The organism is Maricaulis virginensis (assembly GCF_027922185.1).
Lineage (GTDB): Bacteria > Pseudomonadota > Alphaproteobacteria > Caulobacterales > Maricaulaceae > Maricaulis > Maricaulis virginensis.
In genome coordinates this window covers 15,341-40,208 of the sequence record NZ_BSFE01000007.1, presented here as the reverse complement: position 1 = coordinate 40,208, position 24,868 = coordinate 15,341, and the positions used below count along the sequence as shown (strand labels likewise).

22 protein-coding genes are annotated in these 24,868 nt (G+C 65.7%); 4 read left to right on the top strand and 18 right to left on the bottom strand.

The annotated features are described in order from the left end of the window. The first annotated feature begins 98 nt into the window (after positions 1-98). Both PKE71_RS12390 and PKE71_RS12385 read left to right on the top strand, forming a co-directional pair. Entirely contained in the window at positions 99-1,106 is a 1,008-nt protein-coding gene (locus PKE71_RS12390) for an RluA family pseudouridine synthase (protein WP_271187297.1), read from the top strand. A gap of 40 nt (positions 1,107-1,146) precedes the next feature. Next, a complete protein-coding gene (locus tag PKE71_RS12385; RefSeq protein WP_373878817.1) occupies positions 1,147-2,340 on the top strand; it encodes a M24 family metallopeptidase in 1,194 nt (397 codons plus the stop codon). Between the two features lie 6 nt (positions 2,341-2,346). Here the strand turns inward: PKE71_RS12385 and PKE71_RS12380 are convergent, their stop codons facing one another. From PKE71_RS12380 to putA, 7 genes are all read right to left on the bottom strand, one after another. Beyond that, positions 2,347-2,691, bottom strand: a complete 345-nt coding sequence (locus tag PKE71_RS12380; RefSeq protein ID WP_271187295.1) for a DMT family transporter — start codon at positions 2,689-2,691, stop codon at positions 2,347-2,349. Continuing rightward, the gene (gene folP / locus PKE71_RS12375) at positions 2,691-3,521 is read right to left on the bottom strand and encodes a dihydropteroate synthase (RefSeq protein WP_271187294.1); all 831 of its coding nucleotides are present in this window, start codon (positions 3,519-3,521) and stop codon (positions 2,691-2,693) included. Before folP ends, PKE71_RS12380 begins: the two co-directional genes overlap by 1 nt. Before the next feature lie 48 nt (positions 3,522-3,569). Next, on the bottom strand, positions 3,570-4,175 hold the full coding sequence (locus tag PKE71_RS12370; protein ID WP_271187293.1) for a hypothetical protein: 606 nt from the start codon (positions 4,173-4,175) through the stop codon (positions 3,570-3,572). An 85-nt stretch (positions 4,176-4,260) separates the two neighbouring features. Then, the gene (locus tag PKE71_RS12365; RefSeq protein WP_271187292.1) at positions 4,261-5,295 is read right to left on the bottom strand and encodes a ribonucleotide-diphosphate reductase subunit beta; all 1,035 of its coding nucleotides are present in this window, start codon (positions 5,293-5,295) and stop codon (positions 4,261-4,263) included. Positions 5,296-5,479: 184 nt separating this feature from the next. Beyond that, positions 5,480-6,310, bottom strand: coding sequence for a lipid A-modifier LpxR family protein (locus tag PKE71_RS12360; RefSeq protein WP_271187291.1), 831 nt, complete (start codon positions 6,308-6,310; stop codon positions 5,480-5,482). 263 nt (positions 6,311-6,573) lie between these two features. Continuing rightward, positions 6,574-8,469, bottom strand: a complete 1,896-nt coding sequence (locus PKE71_RS12355) for a ribonucleoside-diphosphate reductase subunit alpha (protein WP_271187290.1) — start codon at positions 8,467-8,469, stop codon at positions 6,574-6,576. A gap of 286 nt (positions 8,470-8,755) precedes the next feature. After that, positions 8,756-11,881 (bottom strand): bifunctional proline dehydrogenase/L-glutamate gamma-semialdehyde dehydrogenase PutA, encoded by a 3,126-nt coding sequence (gene putA / locus PKE71_RS12350; RefSeq protein ID WP_271187289.1) that lies wholly within the window; start codon positions 11,879-11,881, stop codon positions 8,756-8,758. A 505-nt stretch (positions 11,882-12,386) separates the two neighbouring features. On the opposite strand from putA, the gene PKE71_RS12345 reads away from it, so the two are divergent. Beyond that, entirely contained in the window at positions 12,387-13,454 is a 1,068-nt protein-coding gene (locus PKE71_RS12345) for a glycosyltransferase family 4 protein (RefSeq protein WP_373878816.1), read from the top strand. A 31-nt stretch (positions 13,455-13,485) separates the two neighbouring features. On the opposite strand, the gene PKE71_RS12340 is transcribed toward PKE71_RS12345, so the two are convergent. From PKE71_RS12340 to phnC, 4 genes are all read right to left on the bottom strand, one after another. Then, the gene (locus PKE71_RS12340; protein WP_271187287.1) at positions 13,486-15,045 is read right to left on the bottom strand and encodes an amidase family protein; all 1,560 of its coding nucleotides are present in this window, start codon (positions 15,043-15,045) and stop codon (positions 13,486-13,488) included. Positions 15,046-15,191: 146 nt separating this feature from the next. After that, the gene (locus PKE71_RS12335) at positions 15,192-16,253 is read right to left on the bottom strand and encodes a substrate-binding domain-containing protein (RefSeq protein ID WP_271187286.1); all 1,062 of its coding nucleotides are present in this window, start codon (positions 16,251-16,253) and stop codon (positions 15,192-15,194) included. A 94-nt stretch (positions 16,254-16,347) separates the two neighbouring features. After that, positions 16,348-18,360: a phosphonate ABC transporter, permease protein PhnE gene (gene phnE / locus PKE71_RS12330; RefSeq protein WP_271187285.1), complete on the bottom strand. Its 2,013-nt coding sequence runs from the start codon at positions 18,358-18,360 to the stop codon at positions 16,348-16,350. Next, a complete protein-coding gene (phnC, locus tag PKE71_RS12325) occupies positions 18,357-19,151 on the bottom strand; it encodes a phosphonate ABC transporter ATP-binding protein (protein WP_271187284.1) in 795 nt (264 codons plus the stop codon). Before phnC ends, phnE begins: the two co-directional genes overlap by 4 nt. Before the next feature lie 69 nt (positions 19,152-19,220). Here phnC and PKE71_RS12320 point away from each other — a divergent pair, with 69 nt between their 5' ends. Then, positions 19,221-19,703: a prepilin peptidase gene (locus PKE71_RS12320; protein ID WP_271187283.1), complete on the top strand. Its 483-nt coding sequence runs from the start codon at positions 19,221-19,223 to the stop codon at positions 19,701-19,703. A gap of 201 nt (positions 19,704-19,904) precedes the next feature. On the opposite strand, the gene PKE71_RS12315 is transcribed toward PKE71_RS12320, so the two are convergent. Genes PKE71_RS12315 through gspI form a run of 7 tightly spaced genes read right to left on the bottom strand, consistent with a single transcriptional unit; the run spans position 19,905 to position 24,865 of the window. Continuing rightward, positions 19,905-20,432, bottom strand: a complete 528-nt coding sequence (locus PKE71_RS12315) for a hypothetical protein (protein WP_271187282.1) — start codon at positions 20,430-20,432, stop codon at positions 19,905-19,907. Further along, positions 20,416-21,150 carry a type II secretion system protein N gene (locus PKE71_RS12310; protein WP_271187281.1) on the bottom strand — a complete coding sequence of 245 codons (735 nt, stop codon included), beginning with the start codon at positions 21,148-21,150 and terminating at the stop codon, positions 20,416-20,418. The genes PKE71_RS12315 and PKE71_RS12310 overlap by 17 nt, the downstream gene beginning before the upstream one ends. Further along, positions 21,147-21,650 (bottom strand): type II secretion system protein M, encoded by a 504-nt coding sequence (locus PKE71_RS12305; protein ID WP_271187280.1) that lies wholly within the window; start codon positions 21,648-21,650, stop codon positions 21,147-21,149. Before PKE71_RS12305 ends, PKE71_RS12310 begins: the two co-directional genes overlap by 4 nt. Beyond that, positions 21,647-22,867, bottom strand: coding sequence for a type II secretion system protein GspL (gspL, locus tag PKE71_RS12300; RefSeq protein ID WP_271187279.1), 1,221 nt, complete (start codon positions 22,865-22,867; stop codon positions 21,647-21,649). Before gspL ends, PKE71_RS12305 begins: the two co-directional genes overlap by 4 nt. Continuing rightward, positions 22,864-23,850 (bottom strand): type II secretion system minor pseudopilin GspK, encoded by a 987-nt coding sequence (gene gspK / locus PKE71_RS12295; protein WP_271187278.1) that lies wholly within the window; start codon positions 23,848-23,850, stop codon positions 22,864-22,866. Before gspK ends, gspL begins: the two co-directional genes overlap by 4 nt. After that, positions 23,847-24,497 carry a type II secretion system minor pseudopilin GspJ gene (gene gspJ / locus PKE71_RS12290; RefSeq protein ID WP_271187277.1) on the bottom strand — a complete coding sequence of 217 codons (651 nt, stop codon included), beginning with the start codon at positions 24,495-24,497 and terminating at the stop codon, positions 23,847-23,849. The genes gspK and gspJ overlap by 4 nt, the downstream gene beginning before the upstream one ends. After that, positions 24,494-24,865, bottom strand: a complete 372-nt coding sequence (gspI, locus tag PKE71_RS12285; protein ID WP_271187276.1) for a type II secretion system minor pseudopilin GspI — start codon at positions 24,863-24,865, stop codon at positions 24,494-24,496. Before gspI ends, gspJ begins: the two co-directional genes overlap by 4 nt. Positions 24,866-24,868: the final 3 nt, after the last annotated feature.

Here is a 24,868-nt window from a genome sequence, read left to right as displayed (position 1 = left end):
CGGTGACGCTTTGCCGACAGAGCCGTGACAGGTAGATGACGCACTGCAGCATTCAGCCGCGCGTTGCATTCCTGCATCGCCTGGAGGACGATCCGCCCATGACCGCAACCGACCAGCTCACCGAACTCACCGCCGACGCCGATGCCGCCGGCGAACGCCTTGACCGCTGGCTGGCCGGCCAGATCGAGACCCTGTCGCGCTCGCGCCTCAAGGCGCTGATCGAGCAGGGCCAGCTTCGGGTTGACGGTACGGTCCTGACCGATCCGTCCGCCAAGATCGCCGCCGGCTCGGTCTATGCCCTGGAAGTCCCGGCGCCGCGCGCGGCCGACCCCGTGCCCGAAAAGATGGATCTCGACGTGCTGTACGAGGATGACGATCTGATCGTCCTGCTCAAGCCCGCCGGCCTCGCCGTCCATCCCGCTGCCGGAAACTGGACCGGCACGCTGGTGCACGGCCTCCTGCATCACTGCGCCGGCTCGCTGTCCGGCATTGGCGGGGTGGAACGTCCGGGCATCGTGCACCGGCTGGACAAGGACACGTCCGGCGTGATGGTGGTCGCAAAGTCGGATGCCGCACACCAGGGCCTCGCCGCGCAGTTTGCCGCGCACACGGTCGAACGCGCCTATATCGCCTTCACGCGCAATGCGCCCTCGCCCAAGGCCGGCCGGATCGAGACCCGCATCGCCCGCGCGCCGCAGGACCGCAAGAAGTTCGTCGTGCCCCGGGATCCGCACAGTGAAGCCGGCAAGCATGCGATCACCAATTACGCCACGCTCGCCCGCTACGGACAGGCGCCGGGTGCCGCGATCGGTACCGGGCTGGCCGCCAAGGTGGAATGCCGTCTGGAAACCGGCCGCACGCACCAGATCCGCGTCCATATGGGCCATATCGGCTGTCCGCTGCTGGGCGATCCGGTCTATGGCAACAAGCGCGGCAACATCCTGGCGATCTCGGACAATGGCCGCGAGCTGAAGGATTTCCGCCGCCAGGCCCTGCACGCCGCCATTCTGGGCTTCGAACACCCGGTGACCGGCGAAGACATGCGCTTTGAAAGCGAGCTGCCGAAAGACATGGAACGGCTGGAGAAGTTTCTCGAGCGGCTCTGACCGCAGCCCAGTTCAGGAGGAGATGATGGCCGAAATGGCGATGACACGCGGGGTTGGCGGATCTGACGCTGCGACCGAACTCTCACGCCTGAGCGACATGCTGGGGCATTGCAGGCCGATCCCCGAGGCGACTTTCCGCCGCCGGCTGGACGGATTGCGCGAGCGGATGCGGGAAGCCGGGATCGATGCGATCTGGCTGAATGCCGGTTCCAACCTCACCTACTACACCGGGCTGCGCTGGCCGGCGACGGAGCGGCTGGTCGGCGCCCTCGTCGGCGCGGAAGGCGATCTTTCCTATGTCGGCCCGGCTTTCGAGACCGGCACGCTGGAGAGCTATCTGCGTCTCGACGCGCCGCTGGCCGTGTGGGATGAGCATGAAGATCCCTACGCCCTCGTCGCATCGCTCGGCCGGGCGAACGCGACACTCGCCCTGTCACCCGACACGCCGTTGGTCACCGCCAACGCCCTCAACAACGCCTGGACTGGCCCGGCGGCGGATGCGGCCGGGATTGTCCTGGGCGCCCGCGCCCGCAAGGATGCCGACGAGCTGGCGCTGATGCAGGCGACGAAGACAGCAACGATCGAGGTCCACAAGGCTGCCGCCCGCATCCTGCGTCCGGGCATCTCGACCGCCGAAGTGACCGAATTCATTCATGCCGCGCACAAGAAGATCGGTGCGCCCGGCGGCTCGACCTTCTGCATCGTGCTGTTCGGACCGGACACCGCCTTCCCGCACGGGGTAGCGCGGCCGAAAGCGCTGGATGAGGGCGACATGGTGCTGATCGACACCGGCTGCGCCATGCATGGCTATCAGTCCGACATCACCCGCTCCTATGTCTTCGGCACGCCGACGGACCGGCAGCGCAAAATCTGGGACGCCGAGAAGGCCTGCCAGCTGGCCGCCTTCGACGCTGCCCGGATCGGTACACCCTGTGCCGATGTCGATGCGGCCGCACGCGCCGAGGCCGAACGCCGCAGCCTGGGCCCGGGCTATGCCCTGCCCGGCATCCCGCACCGCACCGGCCACGGGATCGGGCTGGATATCCATGAAGGACCCTATCTTGTCGGTGGCGACACGACACCGCTGGCGCCCGGCATGTGTTTCTCGAACGAGCCGATGATCTGCGTGCCAGGCGAGTTCGGCATCCGGCTGGAAGACCATTTCTACATGACCGAGGACGGCCCGCGCTGGTTCACCGCGCCCTCGAAGTCGATCGACGATCCGTTCGGCTGAGGCCGGTCAGCCGGCGCTGGAGCCGCTGGTCGCCTTCAGCCCGATAATACCGATCAGGATCAGTGCCAGAAAGACGATCCGGGCCAGCGTCGCCGGTTCCTTGAAGACCAGGATGCCAAACGTTGCAACGCCGAGCGCGCCGATCCCCGTCCACACGGCATAGGCCGTACCGGCGGGCAATTGCTTCATTGCCAGGAAGAGCAGCGTCATCGATCCGATCAGCGCCAGAACGACGCCGCCCTGCTGCCACCAGGGCGCGTCGCGGCCGACATATTTGAAGCCCAGCGCCCAGACCATTTCCAGGATTCCGCCGAGCACGAGCAAGGTCCAGGGACCGAACAGCGCCATCATCAAGAACGCCCCTTGCGAATGGCGGCCTGTACCTTGAGTGCCTGCACCGTCATGCGCACATCGTGCACGCGCACCATTGCCGCACCGGCCTGCGCGGCGCGCAGGGCCGCGGCCAGCGAGCCGCCCAGCCGTTCCAATTCAGCGGCGCCTTCATCGATCGCTGCGATGAAGCGCTTGCGAGAGGCGCCGAACAGCACCGGATAGCCCAGACCGATCACCTCATCGAGGTCGTGCATGAGCGCCAGATTGTGATCCAGTGACTTGCCGAAACCGATGCCCGGATCGAGCCAGATGCTGTCCGCGCTCACCCCGGCCGCCATGGCGATATCGGCGCGCTCGGTCAGGAAGTCGCAGACCTCGGAGACGACATCGTCGTATTGCGGGTTTTTCTGCATGTCCTGCGGCGTACCGGACATGTGCATCAGGATCACCGGCACACCCAGTTCGGCCGCCGTTTCCACCGCGCCCTCATAGCGCAGCGCCATGACGTCATTCCAGATATCCGCACCGGCCTCGATCGCGGCACGCGCGACGGCCGGCTTGAACGTGTCGACGGAGATCCTTGCCGCCGTTTCGTCGCGCAGCGCCTTGATGACCGGAATAACGCGGCGCAGCTCCTCGGCCTCGGGAACCGGATCGGCGCCCGGCCGGGTCGACTCACCACCGATATCGATCACATCGGCGCCGTTCTTCAGCATTTCCAGGGCGCGGCGCACCGCGGCATCCTGGTCGATCCACTGCCCGCCATCGGAAAAACTGTCAGGCGTGACATTGAGCACGCCCATGACAAAGGGGATGTCTGAATTTCGACGGGTGCGGAACTTCGGCATGACCGCTAGCTAGTCCCCGCCGTCAGGCTTGGCAAGCGGACTGATTGGTCAGCTATTCATTTCCGGGCACGCATCGCCCCCGGCATTGGCGTTGGAATGGTGATCAACCCCGCCAAGCCGCAACCAACGCTGCCAGAAGGGCCGCTGGTCGATCCGCACATCGAAGCGCCAGTAATTTTCGGGATTGGTGACAAGGTCATCTTCTGTGCCGGCGCTGGATATCTTCCATTCCCCGGCAGACGCGCCCAGCTGTGCCGAGATCTGACCGTGCCATTCGCCGCCCTCGCCCGGAACCAGGCTGAGCATGGCAGGTGCATCGGGAACTTCGCCGCTCACAATGGTGACAAAGTCAGCCAGGATCAGAATCCTGAGCTCGTCGAGGAGCGGATTGAGCAGCCCTCCCCCGGCCGGCACGTTGAAGCCTTCCTGCATGAGGCCGGCGTCCAGAATGAGCGGCCCGGATGCCGGCAGCTCGACGAGCCGCTCGATGCTCAGACCAACGGCGTTATGAGTTCCGCAGTCCGCGGCGCTCATGTCGATCTTGATCAGCGCATGACCTGGCTCGCCGGCTGGCGCGCGCCGACTCGCACCCGCCAGGAGCGAGACCGCGACCACGGCCGCAACAGCGAGGGCCGCATGCCTTTGAGTGCCCATGGATCCCTCCGCAAAAGCGCAGAACGCGCAACTTTACGTCGAGATCTCGAGCGATGGAACCCCGGAAAGCGAGAGCGAGCGTGCCCTACTCCGCCGGGACACTGCCTTCCTTCTTCTTCATCTTGTCGAACATCTCCCACACGCCGTTGTCGCCATGCCAGGCGCCCTTGGTGGCGCCCTTGGAGTATTCGGTGGCACGGGCTTCGAAGAAGTTGGCGTGCTCGACACCGTTGAGGATTTCCGTCAGCCACGGGATCGGGTGTTCCTTGACGCCGTAGATCGTCGGCAGTTTGAGCTGCTTCATGCGCCAGTCGGCGATGTAGCGGATGTACTGCTTGATATCCTCGGGCGTCATGCCTTCCACCTCGCCCGCCTCGAAGGCCAGCTCGATGAACTTGTCTTCCAGCTTCACCACCGTCTTGCAGCAATCGGCAATGTCGTCCTTCACGCCCTGGGTCAGGGCGCCGGTCTCGGCCGCGAAGGTGTGGAAGAGGCGCATCATGCCTTCGCAGTGCAGCGATTCATCGCGCACCGACCAGGAAACGATCTGCCCCATGCCCTTCATCTTGTTGAAGCGCGGGAAGTTCATCAGCATGGCGAAGGAGGCGAACAGCTGCAGCCCCTCGGTGAAACCGCCGAACACGGCCATCGAGGTGAGGATGTCCTTCTCGGTCTCGCAGCCGAACTGGCCAAGATAGTCATGCTTTGCCGCCATCTCCTGGTATTCCATGAAAGCGGAGAATTCGCTGTCCGGCATGCCGATGGTTTCCAGCAGCAGCGCGTAGGCCGCGATGTGGATCGTCTCCATGTTGGAGAAGGCCGCCAGCATCATGCGCACTTCAACCGGTTTGAAGAGCGGCATGTAGTTTTCCATGTAGTTGGCGCCGACCTCGACGTCCGACTGGGTAAAGAAGCGGAAGATCTGCGTGAGCAGATTGCGCTCCTTGTCCGTCAGCTTGGTCGCCCAGTCCTTGCAGTCCTCGCCGAGCGGAACCTCTTCCGGCATCCAGTGAACCTGCTGCTGACGCTGCCAGAAATCATAGGCCCACGGATAGCGGAACGGCTTGTAGGTCAGGCTCGGGCTCAGAAGAGTCGGCGCTTTCTCGGCAGACAGGGTCATGGTCGCAGCTCCCATGGGGCGGAACGGATTCGGATCGAACACAAGATATTGTGCCTATCCTTTCCAAAACGTCTACAGCTTGATGCGCTCCGGACGACAGGCGGCTGTGGAGAGTGCGCGATTCGCCTGCAATTCGCCATGCCTGGCTCACCCGGGTGCGGCGCTGTGTCCGGCCCCAAGCGCCCTACCAGGTCCAGTTCACCGTGACGGCGCCGAACTCCTCGGTCTCGTCGAAACTGGTGACGCCGGCGACGTGCTTGTACTCGCGGCGCACATAGGCCAGCGACAGGTCCACCTCGCCCACCCGCACCGCGACACCGGCCTGGGCATCGCCCACGACCTGCCGCTGCGCCAGCTGCATGGCGTTGGAAAAATCGATCCCCTTGGACGGGTCGTACATCAGGGCGCGCCGGTCGGCACCGGCGAAGACATACCAGCGCGGCTGCTCGCCTTCGCCGCCGCGCAGATACTGGCCGACCCGCACCTCCGCGCCGGCCCCGGCTGCTGACCCTTCGGGACCGACGCTCAGGCCGGCTCTGGGCGTAAAGGAGACATCGAGCTCCTCGCCCTGCCCCTGGGTCTCGAAGCGCCGCTCATAATTGACCGCCACCGTGGCTTCGCGCTCGCCCCGATCGATCACGACCGGAGAGTACCCGTCTCCGCGCGGCGAGAAGAGACGCTGTGCCCGTCCGTCGCCAGCCGGATCGACAATCGCCACTTCCAGCGTGCCGGCTTCGCCCAGATCGACGCGGGCGCCCTGTTGCGGTGTCAGCGAGGCAAGCGGCACGCCGCCGAAGGGATCGTCATTCATGGAGAGCGCCGACAGGGCAACGCGGGCCGCCGCCGGCGACAGCGGCCGGACCTCGCCCTCGGCGCGGAACTGGTCCTGGATCATGCGGGAGGAGGACGCCCACTCGCTCGCGGCATCGCCCGGCTCGATGAGCACATAGGCCATACCGCCCAGCGCAATTGCGCCGGCTGTTGCAAGCTCGGCTGTCCGCCCCAGTCTCATCATTCATCCCCTCTGCGCCCAGACTAGCAATCGGCGCGCGAAGCGCATGCCGATTCACTCCAGACGCGAGGAAAGGTTAAACCGCGCACGTCAGACGGTCCATCACAAGACCATGGCACAGCGCAATATCGCAGGCGCGTTCATTGACGAGACGAATGGGGGCACACACCGGCAGGGATGTAATGAGAAAGGGGACAGCGAAGCGCCATCCCCTTTCCGGGGCCGGTCTCTCCCCCTCGAAGGACCGGCCGGTATTTCGTATTCGCCTACTGGCAGGCGAGGCATTCTTCATAGTCTGTCGGCGCGGCGGCTTCCATCGACTTTTCCGTTTCCGACTTTTTCTCGGAACCGGCATAGGCCGCCCGCTGCACCGATTTGGAGCGGCAGTAGTAGAGCGACTTCACGCCCTTCTCCCAGGCCGACCAGTGCAGCATGTGCAGGTCCCATTTATCGATATCGCCCGGCAGGAAGATGTTGAGCGACTGCGACTGGCAGACGAAGGGCGTGCGATCGGCCGCATGCTCGATCACCCAGCGCTGGTCGATCTCGAACGCCGTGCGGAACAGCGCCTTCTCGTGTTCGTCCAGCTCCTTGAGATGCTGCACGGAGCCCTCGTGTTCCAGGATCGAGGCCCACACCGCCGGCGTGTTCAGCCCCTTCTCCTCCAGCAGCGCCTCAAGTTGCGGGCTCTTCACCGTGGTCGAGCCGGACAACGTCTTGTGGGTGTATACATTGGCCGGGATCGGCTCGATGCCGGCAGAGACACCGCCGCAGATGATCGAGATCGACGCCGTCGGCGCAATCGCCAGCTTGTGCGAGAAGCGCGCCTTCACACCCGACGCCTCGGCATCCGGGCAGGCGCCGCGTTCTTCGGCCAGCTTCACCGAGGCCGCATCGGCCGCCGTGCGGATATGCTTGAACAGCTTCATGTTCCACGACTTGGCCATCGCGGACTCGAACGGCGCATTCATCTGCTGCAGGAAGGTGTGGAAGCCCATCAGGCCCAGACCGACCGAACGCTCCTGGATCGCGGAATAGACGGCGCGGTCCATCTCGGCCGGCGCGCGGTCGATAAAGTCCTGCAGGACATTGTCGAGGAAGCGATAGATGTCCTCGATGAAGTCCGGATCGTCCTTCCACTCCAGATATTTCGCCGCATTGAGCGAGGAGAGGCAGCACACCGCCGTACGCTCCTTGCCCTTGTGGTCGAAACCGGTGGGCAGCATGATTTCGGCGCACAGGTTGGACTGGCGCACTTTCAGGCCCAGCTTGCGCTGGTGCGCCGGCAGGGCGTTGTTCACCGTGTCGGAGAAGATGATGTAGGGCTCGCCGGTCTGCAGGCGCAGCTCGATGATCTTCTGCCACAGCTTGCGGGCATTGACCGTCTTCACCACTTCGCCCGACTTCGGCGACTTCAGCTCGAACTCCTCGTCATTGGCGACGGCGTTCATGAAGGCGTCGGAAATGTTGAGGCCGTGGTGCAGGTTCAGGGACTTGCGGTTGAAGTCGCCCGACGGCTTGCGGATCTCGAGGAATTCCTCGATTTCCGGATGGTGGACGTCGAGATAGACAGCCGCCGAACCGCGGCGCAGCGAGCCCTGGGAAATCGCCAGGGTCAGGCTGTCCATCACGCGGATGAAGGGAATGATGCCCGAGGTCTGGCCGTTCTTGCCGATCTTCTCACCGATCGAACGCACGCTGCCCCAATAGGTGCCGATACCGCCGCCATTGGAAGCGAGCCAGACATTCTCGGTCCAGGTGCCGACGATCTCGTCGAGCGAATCCCCGACGGAATTCAGGAAGCAGGAGATCGGCAGGCCGCGATCGGCGCCGCCATTGGACAGGACCGGCGTCGCCGGCATGAACCACAGGCGCGAGATATAGTCATAAAGACGCTGGGCGTGCTCGCCATCATCGGCATAGGCCGTCGCGACGCGCGCAAACATGTCCTGATAGGACTCACCCGGCAGCAGGTAGCGGTCTTCCAGCGTCTTCTTGCCGAACTCGGTCAGCAGCGCATCGCGCGACCGGTCGATCTTGACGCTTTCAACCAGACGCAGATGTGCGCCGGCCGAGGATTTGGGCTTGCCGCGGCGCGCCGGACGCGTCTTGGCAACATCGGTTTCCATCTGGCGATTTGTGGCCGTATCCAGTGGCGACATGATGGCATTACTCCCCAAGCCCGAGGCAAAAAAGTCCTGTCGCGCGGTAGACAGCGCCGCGCAGCGAACGAACCCGAAAGGTCAAAAGAAACTCTGTATAGTGTGTCGCTGTGTCCAGCCGACCCAACATATAGTGGATCAACGCGACGGGCTGGTCAACGCCCAGAATGGTCCGCGGGCGGATTTTTTGGTTAACAAATCCTGAATGCGCAGCGGGGCCCGTCACACCCGATTAAACCGGATGAGAGGGCCCCGCAACAGGGTTAAATCCCGTTAATACGGGCGATCAGGACAGGTTCAGCAGTTCCGGGTCGCCGCCCTGGGCAGCGATGTTGATCGTGACCGTCCGCTCGCCGGCAAACCGGTGCAGATAGTGCGGGCCGCCGGCCTTGGGACCCGTGCCTGACAGGCCTTCCCCGCCGAAGGGCTGAACGCCCACAACGGCGCCGACCATGTTCCGGTTCACATAGACATTGCCCGCCGGAACGATGGACTGAATTTGCCTGTGGAAAGATGCCAGGCGCGAATGGATGCCCAGGGTGAGGCCGTAACCCTTCGCCGCCAGCTCGCGTGCGATGGCACCGACATCACGGCGCTTGTAGCGCACCACGTGCAGAATCGGGCCGAACACTTCGCGGTCCAGCATGTCTAGCGAGGGCAGTTCGACCAGGGCGGGCCCGAAGAAAAAGCCGCGCTCGGAAAGCTCCACATCGTCGATCTTCTTGATCACCTTCGCCGCCGCTTCCATGCGCTCCATATGGCGCAGCAGGAGTTCGCGCTGTTCATTGTCGATCACCGGGCCGACATCGGTTGCGGGGTCCATCGGGTCGCCCAGCTGCAGCTCGTCCATCGCACCGGCCAGCGACTCGATCAGCTCGTCCGCCGTATCTTCCGGCACAAAGATGATGCGCAGCGCCGAACAGCGCTGACCGGCCGATCCGAAGGCCGACATGATGGCATCGTCGACGACCTGCTCGCGCAGGGCCGTGGTATCCACGAACATGCCGTTCAGGCCGCCGGTCTCCGCGATCAGCGGTGCGATCGCGGTCTCCCGCGCGGCCAGCGAGCGGTTGATCGCGCGCGCCACTTCTGTCGAGCCCGTGAAGGCCACGCCCTGGGTGCGCGGATCATTGGTCAGCGCCGCACCGATGATCTCGCCCGTGCCGGGCAGGAAGTGCAGCACGCTGGCCGGCAGGCCCGCCTTCTGGAACAGGCGCACGGCCTCGAACGCCACCAGCGGGGTCTGTTCGGCCGGCTTGGCAATAACGGCATTGCCCGCGGCCAGAGCCGCTGCGACCTGGCCGGTGAAGATTGCCAGCGGGAAATTCCACGGGCTGATGCAGACAAAGACGCCCCGGCCCTTCAGGCCCAGATGGTTCGTCTCGCCGGCCGGTCCTGGCAGGCGCACATCCGAATCGAACTCGCGCTCGGCCTGGGCCGCGTAGTAGCGGCAGAAATCGACCGCCTCGCGGACTTCGGCAATACCGTCATTGAGCGTCTTGCCGGCCTCGCGCGCCATCAGAACGATCAGGCGTTCCATGTCCGCTTCCAGCGCATCGCCCATGGCACGCAGGATTGCGCCGCGCGCCTTGCCGCCGCGCGCATCCCAGGCCGGCTGGGCCGCGATGGCGATTTCAAAGGCGGCATTCACATCGTCGACCGACGCATCGACCGCCGTCCCCACATACTCGCCGGAATCCACCGGTGACATGATATGGTGAGCAGCGCCGTCGAGCAGCTTGCCATTGACCAATGGCGCGGCCGTGATCGGTTCGGCCGTCTCGAAATCGCGAAAGGCTTTCGCCAGGCTGGCGCGCACACGCGCCTGGGCCAGGTCCAGCCCCTTCGAGTTCGCACGCTCCTCGCCGTACAGATCGCCGGGCAGCGGGATGCGGGCATGACGGTCGATCGTCTCGGCATCGCGGAACGGACCGCGCGCCACGTCTTCGACCGGGACTTCCGGATCGAGGAAGGAATGCACGAAGGACGTGTTGGCCCCGTTCTCCAGCAGGCGGCGCACGAGATAGGGCAGCAGGTCCTCGTGGCTGCCGACCGGCGCATAGATGCGCACCGGACGCGCCTCGTGAAGCTTGGCAGCAGCGGCATAGAGCGCATCGCCCATGCCGTGCAGGCGCTGGAACTCGTAATGCTCCACACCGGCCTGCTGCGCCATTTCCCGGACAGCGCACAGCGAGTGGGCGTTGTGGGTGGCGAACTGGGAGTAGATCTGGTCCGGCGCGGTCAGCATGACCCGTGCGCAGGCGAGATAGTTCAGATCGGTCGCCGGCTTGGTGGTCCAGACCGGGAAGTCCGGCCAGCCCATCTGGTGGGAGACCTTGATCTCGGTATCCCAGTAGGCGCCCTTCACCAGGCGCACCAGGAAGCGGCGCTCGGTTTCGCGGCCCAGCTCGATCAGGCGCTCGATCACGAATCGTGCGCGCTTCTGGTAAGCTTGTACCGCCAGGCCCAGCCCCTGCCAGCCGGCCAGGTCCGGCTCGCGTGCCAGCCGCTCAAGCAGTTTCAGCGAGATGACCAGACGATCCGCTTCCTCGGCGTCGAGGCAGAAGCCGATATCGTAGGATTTGGCCAGCTTGGCCTGTTCGAGCAGTTTCGGATAGAGCTCGGCCATCACCCGCTCTTCCTTCACCGCCAGGTATTTCGGGTGCAGTGCCGAGAGCTTCACGGACACGCCGTGTTCCAGCTCGACCGGCTTGTCGCCGCGCACCTTGCCGACCGCATCGATCGCCTCGAGATAGCGCTTGTGATAGCGCTCGGCGTCAGCCGCGGTGCGGGCGCCCTCGCCCAGCATGTCGAAGGAGCACAGGGCACCCTCGCCCTTCTTCGCCCGCTTGATGCCTTCGGAGATGCTGCGGCCCAGAACGAATTGCTCGCCCATGATCCCCATGGCGCGGAACACCGCCGCCCGGATCACCGGCTCGCCCAGGCGCGCCGTCATCTTGCGCCAGTAGTCGCCGGGGTTCTGGCGCGCATCCGGATCGACATCGATGATCGAACCGGTCAGCATCAGGCCCAGCGTGGACGCATTGACCAGCCAGTTCTCGGACCGGCCCATATGCTCGGCCCAGGCGCCACCGGAAATCTTTTCCGCGATCAAGCGGTCGGCAGTCGGCGCATCCGGGACACGCAGCAGTGCCTCGGCCAGGCACATCAGGGCGAGCCCTTCCTTGTTGGACAGGCCGAATTCCTGCAGGAAGCTGTCCATCAGGCCGCGCGAACGCGTGGTCGCACGCGCCGTCTTCACCAGCTCGATAGCACCGTCATGAACGCGCTTGCGAGCGCCTGCATCCAGGCCCGTCTCATCCGCGAGACGCTTCACGGCAGCGCTCTCGTCGGCGAACTTCACCGAATCCAAATCATCCCAGCGCAGCGCTTCACGGGTCTGGACATTCATGACTGAAACTCCCACTCCAGCAAGTGAACGGCCCGGACAATGGTCCGGTCTTTTCGTCAGGGCAAGACAAGTGTGCGGGTCATTTGTGTTCACATGCGGCTAATTTATAACCGCGAAACACCGAAGGGCCCGTAACTTCGCCCAAACATTGCGTGATCTTGGTTCGCGCCCCGCATGCAGACAATTTTCTGTCCGCATCCCGACGTGCAGCGGCAGGGTATTTTGCGCAGCGGGGCGCCCAACGGACGCAGTCCGCGCGGCGGATAACCGCTTTCTTTCCTTCAAGCCAGCGCTTTCGCCAGTATGCTAATGGCTGACATGCCGGACCGGTTCCGCTAAACGCGGCGGGACCCCGGTTGAACCGGCCACACTATCGGCCCGAAAGCGGCCCGGAAAACGGATCGAGATGACCGACAACAGCCAGCCCCTCGAAGACGAAACCGCCCAGACCGGCACGCAGCTGCAGACCACGGCGGACGATACCGAAGAACGCCCCCAGCGGATCATGCTGGTCACCGATGCCTGGGAACCGCAGATGAACGGCGTCGTGCGTACCCTGTCGCGCACGGTCGATGAATGCCGCGCCATGGGCCACCAGATCGAGGTGATCCACCCGGGCCTCGGCTACAAGACCTTCCCGCTGCCCACCTATCCGGAGATCCAGCTCGCCATCAATGCGCGCGGCGACATCGCCCGGCGCTTCAAGGAGTTCGAGCCGGAAGCGATCCATATCGCGACCGAAGGCCCGCTGGGCCAGGCGGCGCGGGGCATCTGCAAGAAGTGGGGCCTGCCCTTCACCACCAGTTATCACACGAAATTTCCGGAATACGTCCACGCCCGCTTCCCCTTCATTCCGCTCTCGGCGGGCTATGCCTTCATGCGCTGGTTCCACAACGCATCGGGCCGCATCATGGTGACGACGCCATCGATGCGCGACGATCTGGCGGCACGCGGCTTCAAGAATCTCACGGCCTGGGCGCGCGGCGTCGATATCGAGCTGTTCAACCCGGACAAGCGCCGCGTGAACGGCGAGGACGTCTATGAAGGCCTGGAGCGTCCGATCTGGGTGAATGTCGGCCGGATCGCGGTCGAGAAGAATATCGAGACTTTCCTCAAGCTCGATCTGCCGGGCACCAAGGTCGTCGTCGGCGACGGCCCGCAGCGCGAAGAGCTGAAGCAGAAATTCCCCGGCGCCGTCTTCCCGGGTCCGAAGTTCGGTGACGAACTGGCGCGCTATTTCGCCGATGCCGACGTCTTCGTCTTCCCGTCCTGGACCGACACGTTCGGGCTTGTGAATCTCGAAGCCATGGCCTGCGGCACACCGGTTGCGGCTTTCCCGGCCCACGGCCCCAAGGACATCATCCCCGGCTCCGGTGGCGGCTTCATCAATGACGATCTGCGCCAGGCCTGCCTGGACTGTCTGGAGATCGACCGTGCCGCGCCCCGGGCCCACGCCGAAAAGCACTCCTGGAAACAGTGTGCCATCGACTTCGTCGAGAACCTCACGCCGCACCCCAAGCCGGAACGCCGCCGCTTCTGGCGCCGCCTGCGACGCCAGAAGTCGCTGTACTGAGGTAGCGGCGGCCCTTCCGGACCGCCTCTCCCTATTCTTCAAGGACTGGCCGCAGCGGTTCAGGCCCCAGCTGCTCGAGGGCATAGCCGACGCGGATGACGACGCTGTCATCGCCACCACCGGCCAGAATGCCCAGGCCCAGCGGCAGCCCGTCCGTAGCACCCATCGGCACTGTGATCATCGGATATCCGGCCATCGCCGGCAACCAGGTCGCGCCGACATTGCGGCGCAGAGCCTGGGTTTCCGGATCCCGCTGCAACGGCGCAGCCGGCGGAGCGGCCGGCATGACCAGCACATCCACGCCATGCTCCTCCAGAAGCCGGTCGATTCCGTGCTCGCGCGCTGCGGTTCGGACGGCGGCGACGCGGTCGCGGTGTTCCGTCGTGTCCACGCCGGGAGCCTCAGCGGCACGCTCCAGAATTGTCTGGCCGAAGCGTGCAGTCTCCTCGCGCGGTTCGGATGCGTTGAAAGCCAGCAGGTCCGCCAGCGAGCGCACCTCAACGGTTTCGGGCGTACCGGCCAGATAGGTGTCCAGATTGGCCGCCAGCTCGCTCATCAGAATGATCTCGCCGTGTTGCCACATCGCCGGGTCCGGCTCGAAATGATCAATCTCGACCAGCGTGGCACCGGCCGTTTCCAGCAGGCCGACAGCCGAGTCGAAGGCTGCCGACACGCCGGGGTGACCACCCTCGGCCCAGCGGAACACGCCGATGCGCAGTCCCGTGAGATCGGCATTCAGCGCGGCAACGAAGCCGTCTTCGGGGTCATCGCCTGTCATCGCGTCCATCGCCAGCGCGATATCGGCAACGCTCTGCGCCATCGGTCCCGCCGTATCCTGGCTGCTGGACACCAGCACCATCCCGTCCTGCGGCAGGAACCCCACCGTCGGTTTGAAAGCGACAATACCGTTCACCGCTCCGGGGCAGATCAGCGACGCGCTGGTCTCCGCTCCCAGAGACAATGGCGCAAAGCCCGCAGCCACGGCCACCGCAGACCCCGATGACGAGCCGCAAGGCGAGTGATCGGCACTGAACGGGTTTTGCGTCTGTCCGCCGACGGCACTCCACCCGGCCGGCATGCCGCCGGCGCGAAAGTTCGACCATTCCGAAAGATTGGTCTTGCCGAGGATCACCGCACCTTCGGCACGCAGGCGGGCGACGATCCGGGCATCTTCGGCGGCCACATTGCCGGTCAATGCCAGAGAGCCGGCCGTGGTCGCCACCCCCTCTACGTCGATCGTATCCTTCACCAGGACAGGTATGCCGTGCAGCGCGCCGGCAAAACGCCCCTGGGCCGCCAGCGCGTCCAGGCGCGCGGCCTGCTCCAGGGCCGTCGGGTCAAGCGCAATAACCGATTGCAGCTGCGCGCCGCTGCGGTCGTGCGCCGCAATACGGTCCAGATAGTACTGCGTGGCCTCAACCGCCGTGATCCGGCCCTGCCGTATCTCCTGCGCCAGCGCCGCTGCGGTCATGCCGGACAGATCGGCGGCAGGCCTGGCGGCAGCCGGCGGCGACACGGCTTCCGGCCGCGACACGGCACAGCCGGCCAGCGCCAGCGCGGCACACCCCGCCATCAATGTGGTCCAGTTCATCCGTATCCCCTGTTCTTCTTTGGCAGGAGAACAGGATGCCGCGCCGGAAGGGTCCAGTTAAAGCTTCGTACGGTTTTCGTCAGCTTCACGAAAAACCCCGGGGCATGCCCCGGGGTTCAAATCGTCACGCATGAGGCTGACCGCCCCTATTCCGGCGCTTGCGTCATCGCTTCCAGCGACTGCGCCTGGTTGGCGATCGCATCACGGTCAGCATCCGCGAGCGGGATCAGGCCGCGATCGGTCAGATAGCCGAACTCGCCCCAGGCCGCATCCGAGGTGAACTCGGCGACATAGTCGGCCAGGCCTGGCACGATCGCCGCGTGCTGGTTCTTCACATAGAAGAAGAGCGAGCGGGAAACCGGATAGCTGCCGTCGGAGATCGCGTCGAATTCCGGCGCCACGCCGTCAATCGTCACACCGTAGAGACGGTCGTAATTCTGGTCGAGGAAGGAATAGCCGAACACGCCGAACGCGTCGGGCGTGTTGACCAGCGTCTGGACGATGGCGTTGTCATTCTCGCCCGCATCGATCCAGCGGCCGTCTTCGCGGATACGGCCGGCAATGGTTTCAAAGCGGTCGTGATCGGCATCGGCGAGGTCCGACATGCAGTCGATGCCAGCGGCGCCGGCCTGCATGGCCAGTTCGACGAAGGCGTCGCGCGTACCCGAGGTCGGCGGCGGACCGAACACCTCGATCCGCTGACGCGGCAGGGACGGATCGATGTCCGACCAGCGCTCGTTCGGATTGGCGACAAAGGACGAGCACGTGTCGTCGGCCGGCACTTCAGCCGCCAGCGCCAGCCAGAGCTGGGTCAGCGTCAGGTCGAGTTCTTCCGCCGCTTCGCTGGCAGACCCCATGACGATACCGTCATAGCCGATCCGCACCTCGGTGATCTCGCGTACGCCATTGTTCTGGCAGCGCTCGAATTCGGAGGCATGCATGCGGCGCGACGAATTCACGATGTCCGGATGCTCGGCGCCGACACCGGCGCAGAACAGGCGGAAACCACCACCCGAACCGGTCGATTCAACGACCGGCGTCGAGAACTGGGTCTTGGCGCCGAAGCTCTCGGCCACCGCCGTGGAGAATGGAAAGACCGTCGAGGAACCGACAATGCGGATCTGCTCGCGCTGCTGGATGGCATAGGCGCCGGCGGTGCCGACAGCGGCCGCCAGGAGCGCCGCGGTGAGTTTGTTGAACGCTGACATGGGTGGGGTTCCCCCGTGGTTGGCTTTTCGCGGTTTCGCCTAGCGCCGAATTGGGACGAAACCAAGTCCTATCCGATGAGCAGGCACCGTCCGGCTAGACCAGGCGCTTGCGCAGCAATTGCGACAAGAGGTCGATGGCGCTGACGGCGATGACGATGACAATGACGATGGCGGCGGTGCGCTGGTAGTCGAAGGCACGGACGGCTTCGAACAGGATCTGGCCGATACCGCCGGCGCCGATCAGGCCCAGCACGGTCGCCGACCGCGCATTGGACTCGAACCGGTAGAGGCCGAACGAGGTCCAGAGCGGCGCGACCTGGGGAATGACCGCCCAGATCACCTCGTGCAGCGGCACGGCACCGGTGGCGCGCACGCCCTCGACCGGACCGTCGTCCACCGCCTCGACGGCCTCCGAGAACAGTTTTGCGAGCACGCCCGTGGTGTGCACGGCAAGCGCCATCACACCCGCAAGCGGCCCCAGGCCCACCGCGGCGATGAAGACCAATGCGATGATCAGCTCGTTGATCGATCGGAACACGTCCATCAGGCGGCGCACAGGCTGGACAATCCAGGCCGGCGCGACATTGCGGGCCGAGAGCAGGCCGAACGGGATCGCAGCCAGCACGGCAATGAACGTGCCCCAGATCGCAATCTGGACGGTGATGATCATCTGCGGCACGGCTTCGCCGAAACCATGGGTCAGGTTCTGCCAGTAGCTGGCGCGGGAGGCCGGCGAAAGGTCTTCCGGGAAGAAGCCGGCAATGAACTCGCCCATATCGCCGGCGTTCTCGACCAGCAGGTAGGACCGGTCCATGTCGGCGCTGTCGAAGCTCCAGACGAGGATGATCACCACACCGGCCGCGATCACGGCATTGGCAACCCGTTCGGTCAGCGGCACGCGCGGGCCGGGGCCGCGCGGTGCCGAGGCCCACAGAAGGAGGGTCAGCAGCACCACTACGAGCACCAGTATCACGCCGGAAGCCATCCAGTTGATCTGCGAGCCGGCAGCCGCCTCGGCCGGGCCGGCCGCCGCGAGACCTTCCACAGCGCTCGCCTGGCTGATCAGACCGGTATTGCCGGCCTCGACTTCGGCAAGGCGCTGTTCAAGCTCGGCCACCCGTACTTCGCGTTCCGCCTCGGTCAGGTCCGGATCGTTCCGTGCTTCGGTCAGGTCGCGCACGATCTCCAGCTGGACGATGGGATCGAGATGGGCATTCGAGGACGGCAGGAAGAGACCGAAATACAGCGGGTTCAGCACATCGCGCGCCGCGGCGATTTCTTCCGGCGTGCCCATGCGGCCGTAATTCATGAAGAAGTATTGCAGGCGCTGCTTGGCTTCCTCGTCCAGGTCCGCACGCCAGATGATCGGGTCGGTCTGGATCGCCGGCGAGGTCCACACGACGCGGATACGGCTGGCGATATCCGGACGCGTCCGCGCCAGCAGCGTCATATTGGTCGTATTGTTGGTCGCCACATCGACCAGACCGTTCGCCACGGCGAGCGCATTGGCTTCGTGATTGGCGTTGCGCACCGAGTTGAAGCACTCGCCCGGATCAATACCGCGCGGCGCGAAGATGAAGGCCGACGGGACGAGATAGCCCGAAGTGGAGTTCGGGTCGCCCATGCCGAAATCGATCGATCTGTCACAGGCCAGCACGTCCTCGACGGACTGGATCGGACTGTCGACCGGCACGATGAGCACCGAGTTATAGCCTTCCGATCCGTCCGGATAGGTCGCCTTGGCAAACACCTGGCCGCCGCCCAGGCGCACGGCTTGCAGGCCGGAGAAGTTGGAGAACCACGCCACCTGGATCGAGCCATAGCGCATGGCCTGGATCATCCCGGCATAGTCGGACGCGTAGAAGGGCTCGACATCATAGCCGGTCCACTCCTCCATCGCGGCGATGAAGGGGCGCCAGTTGGATTCCAGGTTGGACGAGCTTTCCGTGGCGATGATGCCGAAATTCAGCGTGCGCCGTTCGCCGCTTTCCGGGTCGGCACCGGACGCTGCATCCGGTCCGGCCTGCGGAGCGGAACAGGCCGACAGGCCCAGAACAAGGCTGACAAGCGTGATCCGGACGAGGATCTGACAGAGCGCGCGGATCATTCCTCGCCTCCATAGAAGGCGGTTTCAAACTCGGGACCGTAGATCTCGATCAGCTTTTCCCGATCGAGGCCATTGGACGGACCGTCATAGACAATCCGGCCCTTGTTGAGCGCAACTGTGCGGTCGCAATAACGCTGGGCATAGTCGACCTGGTGGAGCGTCACGACGACCGTCAGGCCGTCGCTCTGGTTCAGCTCGCGCAGCAATTCCATCACCTTGCGCGCGGAGACCGGGTCGAGCGAAGCAATCGGCTCGTCGGCAAACAGCACCTCGGCACCCTGCACCAGTGCGCGGGCAATCGCGCCGCGCTGCTGCTGGCCACCGGACAGGTTGGAGGCCCGCCGGGCCGCAAACTCTTCCATGCCGACGCGTTCCAGCGCGTCCATGGCGGCCTGCTTCACCGAATTGGGGAACATTCCCAGTGCGCCGCGCCAGACCGGCAGACGCCCCAGCGCGCCCAGCATGACATTGCCGAACAGCGACAGACGCCCCACGAGATTGAACTGCTGGAAGATGAAGCCCAGCCGCGCACGGTTCTTCCGCACCCGCGAGGCGATCCTGCCGCGCGACTGCATTGTGTGACCCAGCACAGCGACCGGCCCGGACGTGTTGTCCGCCGGCTGCAGCGCGGCAGCCACGCGCAGGAGGGTGGATTTGCCCGATCCGGACGGCCCGATCAGGGCCACCATCTCACCTGGTTCAACCGCAAGGCTGACATCGTCGAGCGCTCGGGTCTCGCCGAATGTCATACGGACATTTTCGGCTTTGAGCGCCGGCACGGCGTCTGTCATCTTGAAAACACCCCTTGTACGCCCCGCCCTTGTGGCGCAGTCGCATGACACTTTTGTGACAGGAGCAGCATGTTTCTCACCCACGCCGCAACCCTGATTCTCATCATTGCGCTTAGCGCCCTGTTCTGGATCGACTTTCGTACATACCGCCTGCCCGACGCAATGACATTGCCGCTGATTGCAGCCGGCCTGGCACTCAACGCCTTCGTGTTCTCGACGCCCTGGGCGTCACTGATCGGGGCCGCGGCCGGCTATCTGGCCTTCGTTGCGGTCGAGATTCTCTTCCGCCGTATCACCGGCCGCAACGGGCTCGGTCGCGGCGATGCCAAGCTGATCGCGGCCGGCGGGGCATGGTGCGGTGGCTGGCTGCTGCCGTCGATGGTGCTCGTGGGCACGGGCAGCGCGCTCCTGTTCGTGCTTGGCAAGGCCGTCGTGCAGCGCCGCCTGCCGCGACGCGACGAGGCCTTTGCCTTCGGCCCCTGGCTGGCAGTCGGGATTGCCGCAGGCTGGATCTACCGCGCCTACGGGCCGGGGCTTTATCCGGTGCTGTGAGACAGCTGACTTTAAACATTGTCATTCCGGACGCATGCCCGGCCTTGAGCCGGGCGGAGATCCGGGACCCATAATCCCGGTGCTCACCGGGCTGCCTTCAATATCGAACCTGCTTCCGGCCGACAGGGAGCGTACGGGTCCCGGCTCTGCGGCCCGCTTTCGCGGGCCATCCGGCCGGGATGACAAGGGAAGCGACCGCCCTCACCCCTCCGCCACCGTCCGGCAGGCATAATGCCCGATCAGCGGCACGACGCGCGTCTGGCCGTTCGGCTGCAGCACCCGCATCACCACACGCTCGATACGCTGGCCGGTCGGCAGAGGCTCGCCGACCCGGCCGGTGAGGCGGATATCGAGCCCGCGGGCCGGATCGACATAATCGCGGCGATAGGTCTCGCCCGCCACATAGGGCGCCTCGCGTGGCGGCGTGTAGAAGCCATGCTCGGCACCGTTGGCGAAGACGCGGGCAAAGCCCTCGGTCTCGTTTTCGAAGGCGACAAAGCGATGCGCCGGATCGGCGGTCCAGAAAAACGTGGCACAGGCACCGGCTTCCAGCGTCTGCGGCGGCAGCGCGCCGGCCGTTTCAACGGCCGCTGCCGGAGCCGGGTCGGGCCGCGCCTGGCTCAGCGCCGGCGGCCGCGGCAGTTGCGTCGAGGCGCTACCGGCCGTCGCCGTGCAGGCGGAGAGGGCCAGCCCGGCCGCAAGAAGAAGTCCGTCAGCGGTTCGCACCATACACTCCCCGTCCCTGCGCCTGCCAGGTTTCGCCTTCAGCCTCGAAACCGGCCAGCGCCAGCGCTTCGGCCAGCTCCGGACGTACCGTATCGACCGAGACCTGCCAGTCATAGCCCTCAAGGCGAAGCCGGGCGCTCCCCTCGACCGTCATGTCGGCACTCCGGCCGGAAAAGACGAGTTCGAGATCGTCGCCATTGCAGGCGAGCATGCCGTCCAGTGCCGGCGCGTCGATATCATAGGGCGCAGCGAGCGCCGCCAGCGCATCCGACCGCGCCGAACCGGTAGCGCTTTCGCAGCGCCCGTCGGTCAGACCAAGCTGGGCGATACGGACGAAGACCGGCGCACGGGGGTCGAGCCCTGTGCGGCCCGTCTCCGCCAGACGGCCCAGCGGAACCGTCAGCGACACGTTTTCCAGTTGCACCCGGCCTGGCGCGATAGTCGCGTGGCCATCGCCGGACAGACCACTGTCCGCTACGCGCCAGTCCACCGCCACACGTCCGGTAAGAAGCCCCAGCGGCGACACCGACACGGCCGTCTCGCGCACGCGGTCACCGCCGAGACGCAGACCATAGACGCGCCCGCTCCAGACCGTGCCGAACACATCATCATAACCCAGCTGCGCGGCGCCACCGGCGGCAATCGCCACGGCCTTCAGCGGCATGAGCACGACCAGCCAGACCGCCAGCAGGACGAGAACAAGGAGAATGCGCCCGATCATCGGCCGCCTCCCTGACGGCGCAACACAAAGGACGCCTCGACAACACCTTCGCCCGCCCGGTCCATGGTGGAGGAGGCCACCTGGATGCCGAAGCCGGTCTCCAGCTCGACAAGCCAGGCCATCACGGCGCGGCTGTCGGCGCGGTCGATATTCACGGTCAGCGAGCCATCATCTGCCGGCACCATGCGCGCCAGGGAAATTTCGTGGCGCAGGGCCGTCGCACCGGCCACAGCCCGCAGCGAGCGGCCGGTATCGGTCTCTTCGCGCGCTTCCGCTGCCAGCAGGCGATAGGTGCGGGCATCGTCCTGGATCGAGCGGTAGAGCCGCATCGCCGCGGCGTAGTCGTCACGGGCGCGATCGTTGAAGCCGATCAGCGGCTGCACGACCAGCACACTGACTGCCAGCGCCAGGACCAGGCCGCCGGCGACCCCGAGCAGCACCTGCTCGCGCAGGCTGCGGCCGCCCCAGACCTGTTCGAACATGCGGGTCACAGCATTCATCGCAGCCTCACCGTAAACTCGCCCTGGATGGCCTGGCCGCTCTCGCGCGCGCCGCCATCCTCCAGCACAATACCCAGCGTGCCCGCGCGGGTATTGAGCGCATCGAAATCGGCAAAGTCGGTATAGATCGCCGAGACGGACAGTTCGGACCGGGCCTGGTCGAACCGGACATGATCGATCCGCACCCGCTCATTGCCCGACGTCAGCTCGCCCAGTGCCGCCATCAGCTGCAGGTAGGACGAGGTCTCCCCGCCGCCGAGACCGGACAGGCGCGCCGCCAGCAGGCGCTCGGCCTCGGCCGGAATGACCCGCCGGGTCACGTCCGGCACCGCGGCGCGGAATTCGGCGATGCTGGCCGCGTCGAAGCGCTCGGCCTGCAGGCGGTAATAGACGCCCTCGCCCGCCATCAGCGCACAGAAAGCCACCAGCAGACCCGCCGCCAGCATGACCGGTCTGCGGATCGGTCCCAGCAGGCTGTGCCAGTCGACCGTCGCCTTCAGCCGCTCGCCGAGCAGCGGCGGCAGCGCAGCAATGAATTCGGCCGGCAGGGCACTGGCCTTGAGGTCGAGATCGCCGCGCGGCACCTGTCGGAAGTTCTCGCCGGCCAGGCCGAGCGAAGCCGAGACGGCGACTGTGCCGCCGCCCGTGCCCTCGACCAGCGGACCGATCACCGGACCGAAGAGCTTGGGATCCATCGCACCGCCCGCCGCCTCGCCGGGCTTGCGGGTGCCGGCGCCGTAAAGCCAGAGAATGCTGTCGCCGCGATCGAACAGGGTCAACGCGACATCGCGCTCGGCGGCAGCGATACAATCGGGCATCACCCAGGCCGGGCGCACGATCGCCTCGCCGATCCGTTCCGCCCAATGGGCGACACGGTCGCGGTCGGCCGCCATCACCCAGCGGCGGCCGTCCTCGGTGCGGGCACCGGGCACGATCTCGGTCGAGGCGAGCGAGGAGGCCAGCGCCTCCTCGATCATGAAGGGCGCCGCCTGGCGGGCCTCGCGCTCACCGCGCGCGGGCAGATCGATCAGGCCGAGAAAGACATCTTCCGACGGCACCAGGATCAAAGTCCGGCTGACGCCGTGTATGTCCGGCAGGTCCAGCGGCTCGCCGGGTCCGGCGGCACCGGACGCGCGGCGCACCTGGCCGGCGCGGTCGATGATGGACCAGTGCAGCCTGTCCTGCCCGTCCAGCCTGAGGATCAGGTCCTGGCTCATGAAACGCTTCCGTAATTCTGCGAGAGACGGCGCACCTGCCCGCCTCCCAGACTCTGCACAAGCGCGTTCAGCGCAAAGCGCTGTCCGGCATGGGCGACATGGATCTCGATCTCGAAATAGCGGGTCTCGATGCCGACGCGTTCGCGCACCGTGGCGTCCGGATCGAGCTCGCGCACGGCATCGAGCGCCCAGAACGCCTCTTCAGTCTCGAAGCCCGAGGCCGGCCGGTTCAAAAGCAGGCCCTCGATGGCCGAACGCGACAGCCCGCCATCGAAGGCCACAGCGAGCAGCGGCCACTGCGCGGCGGTCAGTGTGTTGATATTGAGCGCCAGCGCCTCACCGGTCGGGCGCACACAGACCAGCGGCCGCAGGCGCTCGTAGATATCCGGTGTCATCGCCTCCAGCGCCAGCAGTTCGGCCCGTTCAGCCATCGGCGCATTGGCGGTGCGATAGCCCGGATAAAGCTCGTCCTCGCCACCCGAAGCAACCGGCCGCATATCGCTGTCGATCCAGTCGGCGGCCTGCGCGGCGATCCGCACGGCGCGGGCGGCCGGGATCTCGACGGCGCGCATCAGCTGCTCGAAACGCTGGATCCGGGCAGTATCGGCCTGCCGGTCGCCCGACGCACCGGCCGGTGCCAGGCTGTTGAGGTTGAAGCAGTTGTTTCCGTCGCGCACCCGGCCGGTCAGGGCTCCCTGCTCGATCGGGAAAGTACGCGGTCCGTTCAGCCAGTCGGCATCCGGCCGCAGGGCCCGGCGGGGATCGTCCATCGCCCGGGCGATCAGGCCTTCGGTGAACTCGCGCGCGCCGATCGCATACCAGTAGGCCTGGTCGCGCACATCCATATTGGCAGAGCGCCGCATGGCAAAGCGCAGATCGCCGGCCAGCGCCATGGCGAGGCTCGCCATCACCGCCACCAGCAGCAAGGCCGAAACCAGCGAGGCGCCGCGCTCGCGATGACTGTCGAGGACCGGCCGGCTCATGGCTGCGCCTCCGGGGTCAAAAGCACATGCTCCATCGCCCCCAGCGGCGGCAGGTCGTAGCGCAGGCGCACGGCCGCCGGCATCGCGCCCTGGCCGGCTTCCGACAGGAAGACCCGGTTCTGCCAGGCGGCGCCGACAAGAAACTCGACATTGAAATCCTCACCGCCCGCGATCAGCACCTGGTCGGTGATGCGCGTCGCCTCGCCGGGGTCGGGATAGTCGCGCACCCGGCGGACGAGATTGCCGCCGCGTATCAGATAGGTGACATGAACCAGCGAGCTGCGCGGCCGGATCAGGCCCGGATTTGCGCGGCCATGCCGCGTGAACACCATCAGCACCCGCTCGTCCGTATCGGTCTCGTAATCGGCCAGGCCCGTCGCTGCGCCGGCCAGGATCCAGGGATCGCGATAGCCTGCCTTGTCCCGCACCGCGCGCCGGGCGATCTGGCCCAGATCCTCACGCAGCAGGGTGCGCGCACGGTCGATCATCGCGGTGCGCTCCAGCACCTCCGAATTGATCTCCCGCGCACCGACGCTGGACGCCATCAGGGCGACCGAGATCGTGCCGATCACCGCGAAGACGAAGACCGAGACAAGGATCTCGACGAGGGAGAAGCCGGCCTCGCGCGCCGGTGCGGCCGCACTCATTGCGCCCTCCGGAACGTGTCGAGTTCGGCGCCGAGATGACCGCTTTCTACCTCGCGCACTTCCAGGTGCAGGCGGACGAGACCGGCATCGTCGGTCGGGCTGACCGCCAGCGACCAGTCATAATCCACCCCGGCAATCGCATACTCGCCCGTGCCCGATTGCGGCGGACCGGGGCGCAGGATCTGGCTGTTGAGAATGTTCTCGGCCGCCACCATCGCCAGCGCCCGCTCCTGCACGGCAGCGGTGTTGCGCGTCGTTGCCTGGGTCATGTTCATCAGGGCGAGCCCCGCCACCGAAAGAACGGCGAGCGCCATCATCATCTCGATCAGCGTGAACCCGCTTTCAGGACTGGGGACCGGCGCGCGCATGGA